Origin of the sequence: Hymenobacter properus (assembly GCF_015694735.1) — a bacterium.
Taxonomy (GTDB): domain Bacteria; phylum Bacteroidota; class Bacteroidia; order Cytophagales; family Hymenobacteraceae; genus Hymenobacter; species Hymenobacter properus.
The window spans coordinates 835991-855708 of the sequence record NZ_JADQDP010000003.1; the positions used below are offsets into that span (position 1 = coordinate 835991).

11 protein-coding genes are annotated in these 19718 nt (G+C 63.9%); 6 read left to right on the plus strand and 5 right to left on the minus strand.

Going from position 1 to position 19718, the window contains the following annotated elements; all coding sequences use genetic code 11:
• Positions 1-15 precede the first annotated feature (15 nt).
• On the plus strand, positions 16-1050 hold the full coding sequence (locus I2I01_RS15465; protein WP_211537980.1) for a hypothetical protein: 1035 nt from the start codon (positions 16-18) through the stop codon (positions 1048-1050).
• A gap of 89 nt (positions 1051-1139) precedes the next feature.
• Here I2I01_RS15465 and I2I01_RS15470 read toward each other — a convergent pair whose 3' ends face one another.
• The 5 genes from I2I01_RS15470 to I2I01_RS15490 all read right to left on the minus strand — a co-directional run bounded on the left by I2I01_RS15470 (position 1140) and on the right by I2I01_RS15490 (position 8379).
• Positions 1140-3431 carry a GH92 family glycosyl hydrolase gene (locus tag I2I01_RS15470; protein ID WP_196287368.1) on the minus strand — a complete coding sequence of 764 codons (2292 nt, stop codon included), beginning with the start codon at positions 3429-3431 and terminating at the stop codon, positions 1140-1142.
• Positions 3432-3539: 108 nt separating this feature from the next.
• The gene (locus tag I2I01_RS15475) at positions 3540-5108 is read right to left on the minus strand and encodes a DHA2 family efflux MFS transporter permease subunit (RefSeq protein WP_196287369.1); all 1569 of its coding nucleotides are present in this window, start codon (positions 5106-5108) and stop codon (positions 3540-3542) included.
• 145 nt (positions 5109-5253) lie between these two features.
• On the minus strand, positions 5254-6366 hold the full coding sequence (locus I2I01_RS15480) for an HlyD family secretion protein (protein WP_196287370.1): 1113 nt from the start codon (positions 6364-6366) through the stop codon (positions 5254-5256).
• Between the two features lie 57 nt (positions 6367-6423).
• Entirely contained in the window at positions 6424-6873 is a 450-nt protein-coding gene (locus tag I2I01_RS15485; RefSeq protein WP_196287371.1) for a universal stress protein, read from the minus strand.
• Between the two features lie 141 nt (positions 6874-7014).
• Positions 7015-8379 (minus strand): TolC family protein, encoded by a 1365-nt coding sequence (locus I2I01_RS15490; protein WP_196287372.1) that lies wholly within the window; start codon positions 8377-8379, stop codon positions 7015-7017.
• Positions 8380-8659: 280 nt separating this feature from the next.
• On the opposite strand from I2I01_RS15490, the gene I2I01_RS15495 reads away from it, so the two are divergent.
• The 5 genes from I2I01_RS15495 to I2I01_RS15515 all read left to right on the plus strand — a co-directional run bounded on the left by I2I01_RS15495 (position 8660) and on the right by I2I01_RS15515 (position 19687).
• Positions 8660-10792, plus strand: a complete 2133-nt coding sequence (locus tag I2I01_RS15495) for a sigma-54-dependent Fis family transcriptional regulator (RefSeq protein WP_196287373.1) — start codon at positions 8660-8662, stop codon at positions 10790-10792.
• Between the two features lie 162 nt (positions 10793-10954).
• Complete coding sequence (locus I2I01_RS15500) at positions 10955-12145, plus strand: PQQ-dependent sugar dehydrogenase (RefSeq protein WP_196287374.1); 1191 nt, start codon at positions 10955-10957, stop codon at positions 12143-12145.
• Between the two features lie 135 nt (positions 12146-12280).
• A complete protein-coding gene (locus I2I01_RS15505) occupies positions 12281-14260 on the plus strand; it encodes a sensor histidine kinase (RefSeq protein WP_196287375.1) in 1980 nt (659 codons plus the stop codon).
• Positions 14261-14335: 75 nt separating this feature from the next.
• Positions 14336-15220, plus strand: a complete 885-nt coding sequence (locus I2I01_RS15510; RefSeq protein ID WP_196287376.1) for a LytR/AlgR family response regulator transcription factor — start codon at positions 14336-14338, stop codon at positions 15218-15220.
• A 231-nt stretch (positions 15221-15451) separates the two neighbouring features.
• On the plus strand, positions 15452-19687 hold the full coding sequence (locus I2I01_RS15515) for a beta strand repeat-containing protein (protein ID WP_196287377.1): 4236 nt from the start codon (positions 15452-15454) through the stop codon (positions 19685-19687).
• Positions 19688-19718 lie beyond the last annotated feature (31 nt).

Genomic DNA, 19718 nt, shown 5'->3' on the forward strand with positions numbered 1-19718 from the left:
ACCCGTTTTCATTCAGTGTTGTTTTCTCTAACGTCGCGGGCCGCGCTCGTGGCCGCCACCTTCGGCTTGCTGGCCGCCGCCAGCTTGCCCGCCTGCAAAACCAGCCCCAACGAGGGCGAAAACGGCGGTGCCGCCGCCAACGACAGCGTGGCTAATAAGCCCGCTCCCGTCGATACCATCAAAATCAAGGCGATGGCCATGCGGCGCGATTCGCTGAAGGCCGACAGCATTGCCAAGAAAACCGGCCAGCTGCCGGGCGCCATTCTGCCGGGCCACCGCATCGTGGCATTTTATGGCAACATCCGCTCAAAGGGCATGGGCATCTTGGGCCGCGAGCCCAAGGAGCAGATGTTCCGCAAGTTTGCCGGCGTGCTGAAGGAGTGGCAGGCCGCCGACCCCAGCATTCCGGTGCAACCGGCCCTGCACAACGTGACCATCACCGCCCAGGGTTCGCCCGGCAAAGACGGCAAGTGGCGCCTGATGAACTCGAAAGCCACCATCGAAGAAGTTATTTCCTGGGCCCGCGAGCACAAGTGCATCCTGTTCCTAGACGTGCAGCCCGGCCACAGCACCCTGCAGGTGGAAGTGCCCAAGCTGGAGCCCTACCTCAAGCAGCCCGACATTCACCTCGGCATCGACCCCGAGTTTTCGCTGGCCACCATGCCCGGCATCCGGCCCAACCAGCGCATCGGTACGCTCGACGCCAAGGACGTGAACTGGACCATCAACTACCTGGCCCGCATTGTGAGCGAAAACAAGCTGCCGCCCAAAGTGCTGACGGTGCACCGCTTCACCCGGAAGATGCTGACCAACTACAAAAACATCAAGCTCGACCCGCGCGTGCAGGTGGTGATGCACATGGACGGCCACGGTGAGCCCACCCTGAAAAAGGATTCGTACCACGACTACATCCAGACGGAGCCCGTGCAGTACACCGGCTTTAAGCTGTTCTACGAGTACGACCCCAAACCCAAGCCCCACCACATGATGACGCCGGTGGAAGTGCTGACGCAGCTCACGCCCAAGCCGTTGTACATTCAGTATCAGTAACAACCCGACGACCTCGGCTTATTAGTTGAACAACGAAAAGGCCCTGACAGCTTCGTGCTGCCGGGGCCTTTTCGTTTGTACGGAGTCATTTACTTCGCTTTGGAAAAGGAGTACGGCGCAGCGGCCGGCTGCGTGCCCCGGCTCTTGTTCGGCGCGGCGCTCATGTCAAAATTCAACGTCGCGCCCTGCATCAGCTCCGAGTGGCTGAGCCAGTTCTTGTCATAAGGCTGACCGTTGAAAGTCAGTCCATTCACATAGCGGTTGGCCGCCGAGTTGTTAGGCGCATTCAATACGATATCCTTACCCGAAGGCAGGTGCAGGGTGGCTTTGGGGAAGAGCGGGGCGCCCAGCACGTACTGGTCGGTGCCGGGGCACACGGGATAGAAGCCCAGGGCGGAGAAGACGTACCAGGCCGAGGTTTGGCCGTTGTCTTCGTCGCCGCAGTAGCCGTCGGGCGTGGGCAGGTAGAGGCGGTTGAGGGTTTCGCGCACCCAATATTGGGCTTTCCAGGGCTGGCCGGCGTAGTTGTAGAGGTACACCATGTGCTGGATGGGCTGGTTGCCGTGCGCATAGTTGCCCATGTTGGCAATCTGCATCTCCCGGATTTCGTGAATGACCTCGCCGTAGTACGACGCATCGAACACCGGCGGCAGCGTAAAAACGGTATCGAGCGTAGCCACGAACTTCTGCCGGCCGCCCATTAGGTCAATCAGGCCCTGCACGTCGTGAAACACCGACCAGGTGTAGTGCCAGCTATTGCCCTCGGTGAAGGCGCCGCCCCACTTAAACGGGTTGAAGGGCTTTTGAAACGAGCCGTCCTGGTTGCGGCCGCGCATGAGGCCGGTTTCCTTGTCGAAGAGCTTGCGGTAGTTCTGGCTGCGCCGGGCGTAGAGGTCGATTTCCTTTTTGGGTTTGCCCAAGGCCTTGGCCAACTGGTAGATGGTGAAATCGTCGTAGGCGTATTCCAACGTGCGGGCTGCATTTTCATCAATTTTGACGTCGTAGGGCACGTAGCCGAGCTTGTTGTAATACGCCACGCCCTTACGGCCCACGGCGTCGAGGGGCCCGGCGTTGTTGGCACCGTGCGTCAGGGCCTCGTAGAGCACGTTCATGTCCTGCCCGCGGATGCCCTTGAGGTAGGCATCGGCCACCACCGAGGCCGAGTTGTTGCCTACCATCACGTCGCGCAGGCCGGGGCTGCCCCATTCCGGCAGCCAGCCGCTTTCGCGGTAGTCGTTGGCCAGGCCCTGCTGAATCTCGGTATTCACATCGGGGTACAGCAAATTCAGGAAGGGAAATAGCGCCCGAAACGTGTCCCAGAAGCCCGTATCCGTGTACATAAAGCCCGGCAGCACCTGCCCGTTGAAAGGGCTGTAGTGCATCACGTTGCCATTGGCATCCCGTTCATAAAGCTTGCGCGGAAACAGCAGCGCGCGGTACAGGCAAGAGTAGAACGTGCGCCGCTGCGCCTCGGTGCCGCCCTCAATATCAATGCGGCCCAGCGCCTTGTTCCAGGCGGCGCGGCCTTGCTGGCGCACCGCATCAAAGTCCTGCTCGCCTATTTCGCGCAGGTTTAGTTCGGCCTGCTCGGGGCTGATGAATGACGAGGCTACCCGCGCGTTCACCCGTTCCCCTTTTCGGGTTTTGAAGCCCACCACGGCCCCGGCGTGCTTGGCCGTCACTTCTAGCACTCCCGGTGCCAGGGCTTTATCCTGATAAAGTGCGGTGCTGTTGAAATCGTGGTCGAATTCGAGAATGAAGTAGTTCTTGAAGTTCTTCGGTACGCCGCCGCTGTTGCGGGTGGTGTAGCCGATGATGCGCCGCTGCCCAGGCAGCACCTTCACGAAGGAGCCGCGGTCCAGCGCGTCAATCACCACGTAGGCGCTGTCGGACTTGGGGAAGGTGAAGCGAAAGCGGGCGGCGCGCTCGGTGGGCGCTATTTCGGTGGTCACGTCGTGGTCGGCCAGGTACACGCGGTAGTAGTTGGGCTCGGCCACCTCGGCCTTGTGCGAAAACCAGCTGGCGCGGGCTTCCTCGTCGAACACGCGCTTGCCCGTGATGGGCATGAGGGCAAACTGCCCGTAGTCGTTCATCCACGGCGAGGGCTGGTGCGTCTGCTTGAAGCCGCGCAGCTTGTCGGCGCTGTACTGGTAGGCCCAGCCGTCGCCCATCTTGCCGGTCTGCGGCATCCAGAAGTTCATGCCCCAGGGCAGGGCAATGGCCGGGTAGGTGTTGCCATTCGACAAGTCCGGTTTGGAATCGGTGCCCATCAGCGGATTCACCCACTGGGCCGGGTCGGCGTTGGCAGCGGTAGGCGTTTGAGCCCGGGCCACACCGGCTAGCAGGCCAAATGCCAGAAGGATGGTAAATGGTTTTAGCATGCAAGAAGACAGAAGGGGAGGAGGCCGCAAATAAACACCCCAACACCTAAAAAAGCCCCGGCTCGCGCAGAGCCGGGGCTTTCAAACTACCAAGGGCAGCAGGCCGCATCAGTGCGCGTCCATGCTGATTTTACCCGTGATTTTCACCCGCTTAATCAGCAGCACCAGCGGCAGGCACACCACGAAGAACAAGCCAATCATGGTGAACACTTGGGTGTAGGTAATAATGGACACCTGCTTCATCAAAATCCCTTCCAGCGCGGCGTAGGCCTGCTTCTGGGCTTGCTCCAGCGGGAAGCCGTGGGCCAGGAAGTTCTGCGTGAAGGCCTGAATGCGTTGCACCGTGGCCGTGTCGTAGAGCGAAATGTGGGCCAGCGGGCTGATGCGGTTCTGGGCGATGCTGCGCTCCAGATAGGTGCCCACAATGGCCACGCCAAACGAGCCGCCGAGCTGGCGAATCATGCCGGTGAGGCCGGCAGCCTGCCCGGCGTCCTTGCCTTTGAGGCCCGCGAGGCTCATGGTGGTGATGGGCAGGAAGATGAGGCCCATGCCCAGGCCGCGCACCATCAGGGGCCAGAAGAAGTCGCTTTCGCCGGCGGTGGGCGAAATGATGTGGCCCATCCAGAACGTGAAGATGAAGAAGATGGTGAAGCCCACCGGAATCATGAGCTTCTGGGGCACGCCCGCCTGCAGCATGCGCCCAATAACGGGCATCATGAAGCCGGAAGCCAAGGCGCCGGGCAGCAGGATGTAGCCCGTTTGGGCCGCCGTGAAGCCCAGAATGCGCTGGGTGAAGATGGGGAAGATGAACACCGAGGCAAACATGCCAAAGCCGAGCACAAACGAGAGCAGCGCCCCTACGGCCAAGTTGCGGCTTCTGCCCAGCACCCGCAGGTCTACAATAGGTGCCTTGGCCGTAAGCTCGCGCCACACAAAGCCGATGAGGCCAATAGCCGCCAGCAGGGCAAACGAGTTGATGTAGGAGCTTTCAAACCAGTCTTCGGTTTCGCCCTGCTCCAGCACCAGCTGCAGCGAGCCCACACCCAGAATCAGCAGGCCAATGCCGGCCCAGTCAATCTCGCGCAGCGGCCGCGGAATGGCGTTTTTGATACGCTCAGGGTCGCGGATAAACAGCATGGTGAAGATGGCGGCCAGAATGCCCACCGGCACGTTCACGTAGAAAATCCAGGGCCAGTCGTAGTTATCCACGATGTAGCCGCCCAGCGTGGGGCCGATGGTGGGGCCAATAATCACGCCCATGCCAAACAGGGCCTGGCCCAGCGGCAGCTGCTTGGGCGGAAAGGTGTCGATGAGAATGGCCTGCGACGTGGCCATGAGCGCACCGCCGCCAATGCCCTGGATGAAGCGAAACGCTACCAGCTCCCAGATGTTGGTGCTCTGCCCGCAGGCCATGGAGGCCAGCGTGAAAAGCACCACCGACACAAAATAGTAGTTGCGACGCCCGAACTGCTCAGCCAGGAAGCCGGTCATCGGAATCACAATCACGTTGGCGATGCCGTAGGAGGCAATCACCCAGGTTACTTCCTGCTGCGTGGCCGAGAGGTTGCCCATCATCTGAGTCAGGGCCACGTTCACAATGCTGGTATCAATGAGCTCCAGCAAGCAGCAGAGGACCACCGTCACAACGATAATCCACTTGGTAAATCCGGTTTCCATTCGTTTTTGTCTTTAGGTATTTTTCTGTCATCCTGAGCGCAGCGAAGGACCTTATCACGTTCGCATTAATGGAATTAATGCTACTTGTTATGCTGTGATAAGGTCCTTCGCTGCGCTCAGGATGACAGAACAAAACAACCGTTGCTTACTTCACTTGCACCACCGCATTCACGCTCATGCCGGCGCGGAGCGGGTGCTCGGGGTCCACCTTATCCAGGGCGATGCGCACCGGGATACGCTGGGTCACTTTCACGAAGTTGCCGCTAGCGTTGTCGGGGGGCAGCAAGGCAAAGCGGGCGCCGGTAGCGGCCGACAGCGACTCGATGTGGCCCTGGAACTCCTCGTTCGGGTAGGCGTCCACTTCAACTTTCACCGGCTGGCCTACTTTCATGTCTTCCAGCTGGGTTTCCTTGAAGTTGGCCACCACCCAGGTGCGGGCGCTGCCCACGATGCCGAACAACTGCTGGCCGGGGCCTACTACCTGGCCGGGCTGCACGTTCTTCTTGCTGATGATGCCATCCTGCGGAGCCACAATGGTGGTGTAGCTCAGCTGCAGCTTGGCGTTGTCGAGGTCGGCCTGGCGCTGCTTCACCACGGCCTGGGCCACGGCTACCTGCTGCTCGGCGGCGGCCACTTGCTGGCGGGCCACGCTCACCTGGTCGGTGGCGGTGGCGCGCTGGGCGGCGGTGGCTTTCAGGTTGGCTTGCACGGCGTCGTACTCGCTCTGCGGGATGATGTCCTGCTGGCGCAGGAAGGTGCTGCGCTTGAGGTCTTTCTGCAGGCGCTCTTGGTTGGCCTGGCTCACGCCGATGCCGGTTTGGGCGGTGCGCACGTTGGCCTGGGCGGTAGCTACACCGGCGCGGGCGGCCGTTACCTGGGCTTGAGCGGCGAGCAGGGCGGCCTCGGCGGCGTTCACGCGCTGCTGGTAGTCAGAAGGGTCGATGGTGACGAGGACGTCGCCCTTTTTCACGGGCATGTTGTCGTCCACTTTCACGCTCAGCACGGGGCCGCCCACGCGGGGCAGCACAGGGTACACGTCGCCCTCTACCTGGGCGTCGTCGGTGCTTTCGTGGGCTTTGGCAAACTGGTAGCGGTGCCAGCCATAGTAGCCGCCGGCGAGCAGGATTACAGCCAGGATAATAAAGACAAGCGGATTCCGCTTTTTAGGCTCCTCCAGGGGCTCGGCTTCAGTCGTAGCCGCGTTAGGATAGGGAGCGGGGGCGTTTTGCACAGCGGGGGAAGTTTCGGTCTGGGCCATCTTAGTAGGTATTCGGGGGCGGTGTTTTACGGAAAAAGGAGAGGAGCGACGGGCCGCTTAGGCCTGCGCCGCCGCAGTTTCGGGTTGGAGCGGGGCCCGCACCAGCAGCGTGGCGCACCGGGCGGTGCGCAGCACGATTTCGGCGGTATTCCCCATCAGGAAGCGGGTAAGGCCCGTTTGGCCGTGCGCCCCAATAACAATCAAATCAGCCTGTTGGCGGTCGGCTTCGGCTACGATTTCCGGAGCCGCCTCGCCGCGCACCATGCCGGTGTGCACGCGGGCCACGCCTGCCTGCTCGGCCGAGGCCTGCAGGGCCTGCATCCGGTCGCGGCACGAGCCGAACACTTTGGCGTCGGGCTGCTGGCCGGTGGGGTCTTCCTGCGGCTCACACACATGCAAGAGTCGCAGCTCAGCCCCGGTGGCTGCCGCCAGCGCGGCCGCATACGCCACCAGCCCAGCCGACGCGGCCGAGAAATCGAGCGGACAAAGGATGGTGGAGAGGTTCATTTTGGGGGAGGTTATTGGCAGCTTCAGAACGTCATGCTGAGCGCAGTCGAAGCATCTCGCGTGCAGCAGTAATTCAGTTAGTATTGCGGTAGAGATGCTTCGGCTGCGCTCAGCATGACATGCCTTTCTTTGCTTTAGCGCTTATTGCCAAATCTGCTCGCCGGTGGCGCGCTTGAGCTGGTATTGGCCGAGAGTGTAGTTGTACATGGCCTGGGCGCGGGCCAGGCGGGCCTGGGCCAGCTGGGTTTCGGCGTCGAGCACGTCGAGGTTCTGGCCCACGCCGTAGCGGTAGCGGCCCTGGGCGCGGGTGAGGGCGTCGGAAGCCTGGGCCACCTGCTGCTCGGCGTTGTTGTAGCGGGCCTGGCTGAACTCCATGTTGTTCACGGCCTGGCGCACATCGGCCCGGATTTGCTCCTGCGTGTCGGCCGTGCGGGCCACGGCGGCTCGGGAGTTGGCGGCGGCTTCTACGCGCTGCTTTTTGTTGCGGCCGCCGTCGTAAATCGGCACCGAGAGCTGCAGCACGCCCACCGTGTTGAACCGAATCCGGTTGATATCGGGCAGGATGTAGCCGTTTTTACCGCCGGCCTGCACGCCCGCGCCTAGGCTGGGCAGGTTGCTTTTCTCGATGAGGCGCGACTGGAGCACGGCCGTGTTTTCGGCATCGCGGGCCAGCTTCACCTCGGGGCGGTTGTTGCTGGCCTTGGTCAGCTCGGCCTGCATGTCTACTTGCTGAGGCTCGTAGGTCAGGCGGCCTTTCACCGGAATGTCGGCCTGCTCGGGCTTGTGCAGCAGGCGGGCCAGCTGCACCTGTTGGTTGCGGAGTTGGTTTTGCAGGTCCAGCTTGGTGTTTTCGGCCTGCGTGATGCGCACGTCGGTGGTCGTCACATCAAACTTGGTGCTCACGCCGCCTTCCACGCGTTTCTGCATTTCGTTGCGGTGGGCCTTCAGCGAGGCAATCTGCTGGTCTTGCACCCGAATGCTCTCGCGCATGAAAAGGATGTTGTAGTACAGCTGGGCGGCGCTGAACGACAGGTCGCGCCGGGCCACCGTGATGTTGTCCTGCGCCGTCTGCACCTGCGATTCGGCCACTTTCACCGTGGCGTCATTCTTGCCAAAATCTAGCAGCAGGTACTGCGCCGTCACGTGAAAGTCGTAGTTGTTGTTGGGCGCAAACTGCAGCGTCTCGCCGTTGAAGGGCAGCTTCACCACCGGGTCGATGCGGGTGTAGGTGGCTGTGCCGGTAATCTGGGGCAGGAAGCCGGCGCGCGTCTGGCTGAGGCGGCTAGTGGCCGCGTTGCTCAGCTCGGTAAGGTTGGTGATGCCGGGGTTGGCGTCGAGCACGGCCTGCACCGTGGCGCCAAGGGTCAGGGAGTCGCTGGCCAGGCCGATGGCCTGCGAGGCCGCCGGCACGCCGGGCTGGTTTTGCGCCAGCGCTGGCTGGGCCAGCACCAGGCCGCCGAAGAGCGACAAACCGGCAAAACCTTTCAGTGATTGAGAAGAAAACATAAGGCCAATTGGCATAGGGTGTGCCCCGCCCTTACCGAAAGACGTGCCAGCACCAATGGGAGAGAAGTTTTTCATATCTACCCATTGAATACTAGATAATTAAAATTTAGTTGCTGCCATTTCTGCTAATGATGGGATTAAAGATTTTAATCTGTTTTTCTGAAATATCAGGAATTGGTAGAGTTTTACTCCTGTTATTTCAGGAAAAACAGCGAACAATTTAAGTAACTGCCTGTCTGATTCGTCTACGACGGCACTAGCCGAAGCCGGAACCATTGCCATGCCCACCACCGACGAGACTCTGCTGCTCCACCTCAACGAGGCCATTGCTACCATTCGCGAAAAGGACAAGCTGTTCAAGGCGGTGACAACCAAGCTGCGCCTCATCTTCCCCTTCGAGTTCATCGGCATCAACATTTTCGATGAGGAGTTGAAGATGAAGCGGCTGTTTCTGCGCGACTACTTCGGGGCCGACGAAGCCCCGGCGCTGCCGCCCGGCGCCGACCAGTTCACGCCCATTGCCGGCTCGCCCATCGAAAAGCTGGTAGCCGACCCGCGCGTCCAGCAGTTTACGCCGCAAGAATACCTGGCCGACTACCCCAATTATGCGCCTTTCAACAAGTTTAGCAAGCTGGGCGTCACCCACATCACGGCCGTGCCGCTGCACATCGGCGGGCGCCTCACGGGCTTTCTCACCCTGGCCTCACGCCGCACGCCCAACCTCACGGCCGCCGACGAAAAGCTGCTGGAAAAGATTGGCTCCCTCATCGCCGTGGCCGTGGCCAATACGCTGGCGTTCGAAGAAGTAGCCCGGCGCGAGCAGGAGCGCACCCTGCAGCTCAACATCACCAACGCACTGCTCAGCATCAAGCAGCGCGAGCCCCTGTTCCGGGCCGTGGCCGAGGCTTTGAGCCGGGTAGTAGACTTCGACTATTTCGGCCTGCGGGTGCAGCGCGCCGGCAAGCAGGAGGCCTTTGAGGGCTTCGCCGAGTTTTCGCGGCAGGGCGAGGCGCCCGGCACGCCGCTGCAAACCCTCGACCCTGACCGGCGCAACGGTATTAATCAGCTCGATACCTCGGGAATGTACCAGCAGATGAATGAGTTGCTGCAAAAGCCCGGCCTGTACACTGCTGACAGTTTCCGGGCCTTGGCGCAACGCTACCCTTTTCTGCGCCGCGTGTACGAGGATTACGGAACGCGCGCTATGCTCATCGCGCCCATCTGGGAGCGGGCCGATGGCGCCGCCGTGCTCATCCTGGCCTCGCCCAATCCCACCGCTTTCCACCCCGACGACCTGGCTACCGTGCTGGCCCTCACGCCCCAGATTGCGCTGGCATTGGAAAACCTGTTCGCCTTCGAGCAAATTGAGGCGCTGAAGGCGCAGGTGGAAGAGGAACGTACCTACCTAGTAGACGAAATCAACACCAACGCCCGCTTCGGGGCCGACTCGGGTGCTTTCGTGGGCAGCGGCCCGGCCCTGCAGCTGGTGCAGCGCCGCATCGGCCTGGTGGCCCCAACGGATACGACCGTGCTCATTTCGGGCGAAACAGGTACCGGTAAGGAGCTAGTGGCCCGCGAGCTGCATAATGCTTCGCCACGCCACGGCCGTGCCCTCATTAAGCTGAACTGCGCCGCTCTGCCTGCCCAGCTAATTGAAAGCGAGTTGTTTGGGCACGAGAAAGGGGCATTCACCGGGGCGGTAGAGCGGCGCATCGGCAAGTTTGAGCTGGCGAATGGCGGCAGCATTTTCCTGGATGAAATCGGGGAGCTGCCGCTCGACCTGCAGGCCAAGCTGCTGCGGGTGCTGCAGGAAAAAGAGTTCGAGCGGCTGGGCGGCACCAAGGTCCTGCATTCCGACGCCCGCGTCATCGCCGCCACCAACCGCGTGCTGGCCGATGAGGTGGCCGCCGGCCGCTTCCGGGCCGACTTGTACTACCGCCTCAACGTCTTCCCCATCGAGCTGGCCCCCCTGCGCGAGCGCCGCGAAGACATCGAGCCGCTGATGCGCCACTTCATCCAGCGCCTGAGCAAACGCCTGGGCAAGCCCGTGCGCCAGGTGCGGCCCGACGACCTGGCCGCCCTGCAAGCCTACAGCTGGCCCGGCAACATCCGCGAACTGGAGCACGTGCTGGAACAGTCCATCATTGTGAGCCAAGGCCAGTTTCTGGAGTTTGCGGGCTTTGCTGGCGCTCCGCTGATGATGGCCGCGCCCGTGGCCCCAGCCGCGCCAGCCGCCACGGCCATCAAGACGCTGAAGGAGCAGGAGCGGGACCACATTCTGGCCGCCTTGCAGCGCACCGGCGGCCGGGTGAGCGGCACACAAGGCGCGGCGGTGCTGCTCGATATCAATCCGAAAACCCTGGAGGCCCGCATGAAAAAGCTAGGCATCCGCCGCACGGTGGGAGTGGCGTAGGGGCTAGGCCGGTTGCGATAACGAGCATAGGATACACGATAAAGGTCAGATTCATTGGCTAGGGTTGGGCCTGCAACCCGATATAAGTGCATTGGTTGGCGTTCAAACGCAACCCCAGCTGAACAACGGAAGTTGAAAGGCCTGCACTTAATGCCCCATTCCATGTCCTTTATCCGACCCGCTGCACTAGGCGCTGCGTTGCTCGCCACCCTTCCCGCCACCGCCCAAAACGTGCCGCCGGCCGCCACGCCCTTCAAGATGACGGGCAACATCTACCTGCCCAATAAGCTGCCCGCCACCGACGCCCGCGTGGCCGCCCTGAAGGTGCCGGCCGGCTTCATCATCAGCAAGTATGCCGAGGGCCTCGACATGCCCCGCATGCTGGCCCAGGCCCCCAACGGCGACCTCTACGTGAGCAACCGCGTGAAGGGCACCATCACGCTGCTGCGCGACGCCAATAAGGACGGCAAGGCCGAAGTGGTGCGCCAGGTAGCCCAGAAGCCGCATTTGCACGGCTTGGCCCTGAAGGACGGCAAGATGTACCTCAGTGCCATCCGGGAAGTATACGTGGCCGATGTGCTGCCCGACGGCGGCCTGAGCGAGCCTAAAATCCTGTATAAAGACCTGCCCGACGCCGGCCAGCACGCCAACCGCGTGCTGCACTTCGGGCCTGATGGCCAGCTCTACCTCTCGGTGGGCAGCACCTGCAATGCCTGCGACGAAGACAACCCCGAAAATGCCACCCTGCTGGTGCTGAAAACCGACGGCTCGGGCCGTAGTGTGTACGCCAAGGGCCTGCGCAACACCATCGGCTTCGACTGGCACCCGGCCACCGGTCAGCTGTTTGGCATGGACCACGGCATCGACTGGCTCGGCGACGAGGACCAGATGGAAGAGCTGAACCAGATTAAGGCTGGCGCCGGCTACGGTTGGCCGTCCATCATCGCCGACGGCAAGCATTACCCTGCCAACAAGCCCAAGAGCGGCGAAACCTACGAGCAGTTCGACGCCAAAAACCAGCGCCCGCTGCTGCTCTACAAAGCCCATTCGGCCCCGCTGGGCCTGGTTTTCAACAAAGGCAGCCAGTTTCCGGCCGCCTACAAAAACGACGCCTTCGTGACCATGCACGGCTCCTGGAACCGGGCCCAGCCCTCGGGCTACAAGCTGGTGCGCGTGCACTTTGATGCGCAGGGCAAGCCCGAGAAGTTCGAGGATTTCATTACCGGCTTTCTGGTCGAGAATGACAAGTCGGAATTTGGCCGGCCCTGCGGCCTCATTCAGGCCAACGACGGCACGCTGCTGATGAGCGACGACGACAACGGCGTGATTTACCGCGTGGCCTACAAGAAATAGGCATCGCCGCCCCACTCAGCGCCTTAACAAACGCCCGACGCGCCTGCCGTGCCGGGCGTTTTTGCATTTGGCGCGGTTCAGATGTCGAAAGGAAGCGGCATATTGCAGCTAACTTCCAACAAACTCTGTTATTCTGTGCGGCTGCTTTTGCTCCTGGTGTTCGTTGCGCTGGCCATGCCGGGCCGCGCGGCCACGCCCGTAGCCGACAGCCTGCGGCAGCGCCTGGCTTCCGCCCCGCCCGACACGACGCGCGTGCAGTTGCTGCTCGGCTTATGCAACGAGTCGGAGATGAGCAGCGCAGCCGAGCGCCTGCGCTACGGCCGGGCCGGACTGGCCCTGGCGCGCCACCTGGGCCACGAACGCGGCGAGCTGGCGTGCCTGGCGGCGCTGGCTGGTGTGGCCTTGCAGCAGCAAGACTACCTGACCGCCAGCCGCTACTACCAGGAAGTGGCGCGCCGGGCCGAGCGGCAGCCCTGGGCTGCCCGCCAGGCCGTGCAGGCTTGGGTGGGTCTGGGCCGCGTGGCGGCGCAACAAGAGCAGTTTGCCCAGGCCGACCGGTTTTTTCGCCAGGCCCAGGCCGGAATGCGCCGCTACGCCGCCACGCCGAGCGAAATCGCCATGGGCCAAAACAACCTGGCCATGCTCTACGCCGGCTGGATGCGAGCCGGCGGCGCGGTGCCCGATTCGGTGCCGCGCTTGCAGGAGCACTACGCCCGGGCGGGCCTGCGGCTCTACCAAAAACAGGCCTCGAAGAACGGGCTGGCCACGCTGTACAATATCATGGGCGTGGTGCACGAGTCGGCCGGCCGCCTCGACTCGGCGCTGTACTGCCACCAACAGGCACTGCGGCTGCACCAGCGCGCCGGCAATGCCTACGGCGAAGCGCAGTCGTGGCTCTCGGTGGGCAGCGTTTACGGCAAGCAGGGCCGCTGGGCGCAGGCGGCGCCCTTTCTGCAGACGGGCCTGGCGCAGGCCCGGCGGCTGCAAGCCCCAGGCATCATCGTGCAGGGCTACGAGTCGTGGGCCGACTATCTGGCCGCCACCGGCCGGGGCCTGGAAGCCTTCCAGCTGGCCCGCTTGCAACAACACCTGCTCGACAGCCTGCAAACCAGCGAGCAGCGCGAGGCCCTGGCGCGCCTACAGGTGCAGTTCGACACCGAGCGGCAGCGCAACCGCGTGCGCGCCCTCAGCCAGCAGGCCCGCCAGCAGCGCCAGTACCTGCTGCTGACCACGGCCGTGCTGGGCGTGACGGTGCTGGGCTTGCTGGTGGCGGGCGTATTGGGCTGGCGCCTGCGCCGCAGCCGCGCCCTGCTGGCCCGCCAAAACGAGGAGCTGACCACTACTCGTGCCGAGCAAGACCGTCTCTACGCCCTGGTGGCCCACGATTTGCGCTCGCCCGTGGTGGCCTTCAGCGGCTTGGCCGATTTGATGACCCGATACATTGAGCGGCAGGACACGGCCCGCCTGGCCGGCCTGGGCGGGCGCGTGCGGCAAGCCGCCCAAAGCCTGCGCGCCCTGCTCGACAACCTATTGGGCTGGGCCCTCTCGCAACGCGGCGAGCTGGTGCCAGTAATTGAGCGTGTGGGCGTTGAAAAGCTATTGGCCGAGGTGGCCGGGCTGTACCAGTCGGCCGCCGAGGCGGCGGGCGTGCAGCTGCAACTATCGCCTGGCGCGGCTGGCTACGCCCGGGCCGATGAAAACATGCTCCGCACCATTGTGCGCAACCTGGTCAGCAATGCCTTACAAGCCACGCCAGCGGGCGGCAGCATCACGCTGGGCGCCACGGCAGAGCAAGACGCGGTAGAAATCCGGGTGACGGATACCGGCCCGGGCATTAGCCCGGAGCGCATTCCGCAGCTGCTCAGCGGCGAGGTGGGGCCGCGTTCGGCCGAGGCACCGGCCTCCACCGGGCTGGGGCTGCGGCTGAGCGTGCTGTTTACGCGGGTGCTGGGCGGGCGGCTGGCTTTGCAAAGCGCCCCAGGTCAGGGCACCACCGCTGTGCTCACGCTACAGGCCGCCACCCCGGCGCCCGTAGCCGATGCAGCCCACGCCCCCAGCGCCACCACTGGCGCCCTGATTCCGACCACTGGCGCCGGGGCTGTTCCAACGGCTTAATGTTTTGGGCATCTTGCCGGGGCAGTCGGCAGCTTTTCTTCTCCTGAGAAGCACTGAGCCGACAGCTGCTGGTGCATGAGCTATTCCATTGTTACTGTTGCTGATGCTGCTGAGACGCTGGTGAATGGGTCGCCTCCTGACGGGGCGGGCTGCGTATATTCGTCGCCTGCCGGCCTGTTGCCGGTCGAACAAGTGATGGCCTTGCCTGCGGAGTCGGTTATTCGGGTGCTGGTGGTGGAAGACGAGCCGCTGTATGCCGAGCAGCTCGAAGCCGCCCTGCAAGACCTGGGCTACGAGCCCGTGGGCCCGGCCGCCGACGCGCGCATTGCCCTGGCCCTGCACCGCACCGAAACCATCGACCTGGCCCTGCTCGACGTGAACCTGCGCGGCTCCGTGGACGGCATCGCCCTGGCCGCCCAGCTGCTGGCGCACCGCCCCATTCCCGTCGTATTCCTCACTTCGCTGAACGACAGCCAGACGTTTGCGCGGGCCCAAAACACGGGGCCGGCTGCCTTCCTCACCAAGCCCGTGGAGCTGGCCGCCCTGGGTCGGGCGCTGGCGCTGGCCGTGCACAATTTCGGCCAGCACCACGCCGCCCCGCCCGCGCCGGCCGCCGAGCCGCTGCCCGTGGCGCCGCTGCCCGATGCGTTGTTCGTGAAGGAAAACGGGCTGCTGGAAAAAATCCGGCTCAGCAATGTGCAGTCGGTGGTGGCCGAGGACAAGCTGTGTTGCCTCACGCTGGCCGAGCGCACCGTGCACGTGCGCATGGCCCTGCGCGAGCTGGTGCAGTACCTGCCGCCCGAGCGGTTTGTGCAGATTCAGCGCAGCTACTACGTGAACATCGAGCACATCGAGCGGCTGGACCCGGTGCGCCACCTCGTGCAGGTGGGCAAGCAGCTGCTGCCCGTCAGCCGCCTCTACCAGGATGAGTTGCTGCGCCGACTGCGCACGATAGGGTAGGCCGATGGCGGGACCTCACGGGACCCCTCTGGGGCGCCTCCTCTCCTAAAGATAAGGGAGCCTGACACTTGTAGCGTAGACTCTGCAAGCCCGCGCCTAGGCGAACATCCTGATAAGACGCACTCGCAGAGTCCACGCTACGGTTCGCCCCGGAAGGGGCCCGCGGGGTCGTCCCGCGCTAAGCTACGCCCACCATCACTTCACGCTTCACAACCAACTTTCGATAAAACCATGCAAACACCTTTACCAACTAAACGCCCGTCGCGGGCGCACCGCTGGTTGCTGGCGGGCGGCCTGGGGCTGGCCACCCTGCTGGGCGCCCGGGCCCAAACCGCGCTGAGCGGTGCCTACACCATCAACGACGCGCAGACCACGGCGGGCACCAATTTCAACAGCTTCAAGGATGCCGCCACGGCCCTGAATGCCGGCGGCGTGAGCGGGCCCGTGACGTTTACGGTGAGCGGCGGGCCCTACACCGAGCAGTTCAGCCTGAACCAGCTCACGGGCAGCAGCGCCACCAACCGCGTGACGTTTAACGGCGGTGGGCGCACCATTCAGTTTGGGTCGAGCAACAGCGCCCAGCGGGCAGTTATTACCCTGAATGGGGCCGACTACGTGACCATTAACAATCTGCTGGTGGACGCCACGGTGGGCGGCACCAGCACAACCACCTACGGTTGGGGTGTGCAGCTGCTGAACAACGCCGACAACAACGTGCTGAGCAATTGCACCGTGACGGCCTCCACCGCTGCCGCGAGTACCAGCACCAATTTCGCGGGCATCGTATCGAACGCCTCGACCACCTTCCCCACCACCACCGGCGCTACGGCCAGCCAAAACCTGACCCTGCAAAACAACACCGTGGTGGGCGGCTACTACGGCATTGCGGTGGTGGGCTCGGGCAGCCTCACGGCCCCCACGCCCGGCGTGCAGATTACCGGCAACACCGTGCGCGACTGCTACGACGCGGGCATTTACATCGGCTACCTGAGCGGCGCGCAGGTGACCGGCAACGACGTGTCGCGCCCGGCCCGCACCGGCGCCGGCTCGTTCTATGGCATCAACATAAACACCGGTACCAGCGGCGCCACGGTGGCCAAAAACCGCTTTCACCAGGCGTTTCCGGCGGGCACCACCACCACTTCCGGGGCTTATGGCATCTACCTTTTCACCCTTGCGGCGGCTACCCCCACCACGCCCAACGTCATTGCCAACAACCTGATTTACGACCTGAGCGGCTCGGCGGTGTACGGCATTTTCAACGGGTCTTCCGACAACGCCAAGTACTACTACAACACCGTCGACATCAACGACCAGGCCAATACCGGCACGGGCGGCGGCTTCGGCTTCTACCAGACCACGGGCCTGAACGTGGAGTTTCGCAACAACATTGTGCGCCTGAGCCGCACCGGCACGGGCCTGAACTACGCCATTCTGGTGTCGTCGGTGGGCTCCACGTTTGTGAGCAACAACAACGACCTGGTGGGCAGCGGCAGCACCTACCGCACCGGCTTCTACCAAACCACGGCCTACGCTACCCTCACCGACTGGAGCCAGGCCAACGGCGGCGCCTTCGACCAGAACAGCCTGAGCGTGGAGCCGCAGTTTGTGAGCGTGGTCACTGGCAACCTGCGTCCCACCGCCGTGGCCCTCAACGGCACCGCCGCCCCGGTGGCGGCCGTGCCGGACGACTTCACCGGCGCCACCCGCAGCAGCACGGCGCCCGATTTAGGGGCCTACGAGTTTACGCCGCCGGCCAACACGCCCGGCGTGGTGCTGCGCAGCATCGACTCGCCGGCCCCGCCCGTGACGACGGGCAGCCGCACCGTGACGGTGACGGTGCTGAACAACGGCACCGTGCCCCTCACCACCGTGCAGCTGGCCTACGTGCTCAACAACGCCCCGGCCGTGACGCAAACCCTGACGCCGGCCGGCGGCTTAGCCGTGGGCGCTACCCAGAGCTTTTCGTTCACGACGCCTGCCACGCTGATTAGCGGGCGCAACGCCCTGACCGTGACGGCCAGCGCGCCCAACGGCAGCACCGCCACGAGCAGCCTGAGCCGCACCTTCTACACGCCCATGGTGGGCACCTATACCATCAATAAACAAGTAGCGGGCAGCGCCACCAACTTCACCAGCTTTGCCGAAGCGGCCACCACGCTCAACAGCGCGGGCATTGCCGGTTCGGTGCGCCTCAACGTGTTGAACGGCCCCTACACCGAGCAGTTTTCGCTGGGCCAGGTGGCCGGCGTGAGCGCCACCGACACCATTGTGGTGGACGGCGGCGCGGCCCGGCAGCGCCTCGCCTACACCGGCACCTCGGGCCAGCCCGCGGCCGTGCTGCTGAACGGCACCGACTACGTGACCCTGCAAAACCTGACCATCGACCTGGCCAGCTCGGCGCAGTACGGCATTGGGGTGAACCTGATTGGGCAGGCCGTGAACAACCGCATCAAGGGCTGCGTGATTCTGGCGCCCGCCGCGGCCACCCTCACCACCGCCAACGCAGGCATTGCCGTGAGCGGCGCGCTGGTCACCACGTCCTCGCCGGGCGACGCCACCAACCTGCGCATCGAGAACGACTCCATCGCCGGCGGGGCCTACGGCATTTCGCTCACCGGCATTTCGACCAGCAGCCGCACCACGGGCGTGCGCATCACGGGCACCACCGTGCGCGATTTCTACAACTACGGCATCCTGCTGACCAACTACGCTGGCTGCCAGATAGTGGGCAACAACATCCACCGCGAAGGCCGGGGCTCCACCATCACCTTCTACGGAGTGTACGTGACGGGCTCGGTGGGCACGGCCATCGAGCGAAACCGCATTCACGACACCCAGACGAGTGCCAGCAGCTCGCTGCCGGCCTACGGGGTTTACTTCAGCGGCACCTCGGGCGCGGCCGGCACCGAGAACGACGTGGTGAACAATCTGTTCTATAATTTCAATACGTCTGGCACCATCAACGTGCTCTACAACAGCGCTTCCAGCTACGCCCGCTACTACCACAACACCATCGTGCTCAACAGCTCGGTGGCCTCGACCTCGGGCATCGTGGGCTTCTACCAGACGGGGGTGACCACCAACATCGACTTCCGCAACAACCTGGTGAGCATCACGCAAACCGGGGCTCAGGGCCGCTACGCACTCAACGTCGATACCAACACCTCGGCCTTTACTTCAGACTACAACGACCTGTACGTGGGCACGGGCACGGCCGCCGTGACGAGCCGCTACGGCAACACCAACTACGTGACCCTGGCCGACTGGCGCGCGGCCAACAGCGGCGCCTTCGACCAAAACAGCGTGGCCGCCGACCCGGCCTTCCTCAACGCCGGCAGCTTTGTGCCCACGGCCGCCGCGCTGAATGGCGCCGGCACCGCGGCCACCCTGCCCCGCGTGCCGCGCGACTTCGCCGGCGCGCTGCGCACCAGCCCGCCCGATATCGGCGCTTACGAGTTCGGCGTGGTGCTGAACGATGTGGAGCTGGTGAGCATCGACGCACCCACCTCACCGCTGACGGCGGGCAACAACCCCATTACGGTTACCGTGCGCAACCTGGGCAGCAGCGTGCTCACCAGCCTCGTGCTCAGCTACACGCTGAATGGCGGCGCGCCCGTTGCCCAAACGTTCACGGGGGCATCGGTGGCGTTTGGCGCCACGCAGCAGTTCACGTTCACGCAGGGCCTCACGCTGCCCTTCGGTACCTACACGCTGGCTGTGACGGCCAGCCAGCCCAACGGCGTAGCCGACCCCACCCCGGCCAACAACACCCGCAGCACCACCCTGCAACAGCCCATCCCTAACAACGACGAGCCCTGCGGCGCCCTGCCCCTCACGGCTGGCCTGGCCACCACCAACGCCAACAGCACCTTCACCAACCTGGCCAGCATCATCACGCCGGCCTGCTCGCCGGCCGTGTCGCCCAAAGACGTGTGGTTTACCTGGACGCCCACCGCCACCAGCGCCCCGCTCTACCTGAGCGGTGCCCCCGCCGGCATGGTGCGCGTGTTCACGGCCACCACCTGCACCACGGGCTTCGCCCAGGTATTCTGCCAGTCCAGCGGCGCCGCCAACACGGCCGTGGGCAACGTCACCGTAACGGGCCTCACGCCGGGCCGCCTGCACTACGTGGCCGTATCGGGCTACGCCTCGGGCGATGCTACCGGCGCCTTTTCCATCGGCCTTTCGCCGCTGGCTAACCGGCCCCAAGTGGCTTCCACGGCTCTCACGGTATTCCCCAACCCCGGCACGGCCGGCGCCAGCGTCACGCTGCGACTAGAAAAGGCCCTGGGTACGGGTACTATCACGTTCATCAATGCCCTGGGCCAAGTGGTGCGCCAGCAGCCACTGGCCAACGCTGCTGAGCAAGCCGTTGGCATCCAGGGCCTGCCCGCCGGGCTCTACACCCTGCGCGTGCAAGCCGGCTCGCAAACCCTGACGCACAAGCTGCAGCTGCTGCCGTAGCTGCTTCGCGGTCGACAAAAAAGCCCGGCGC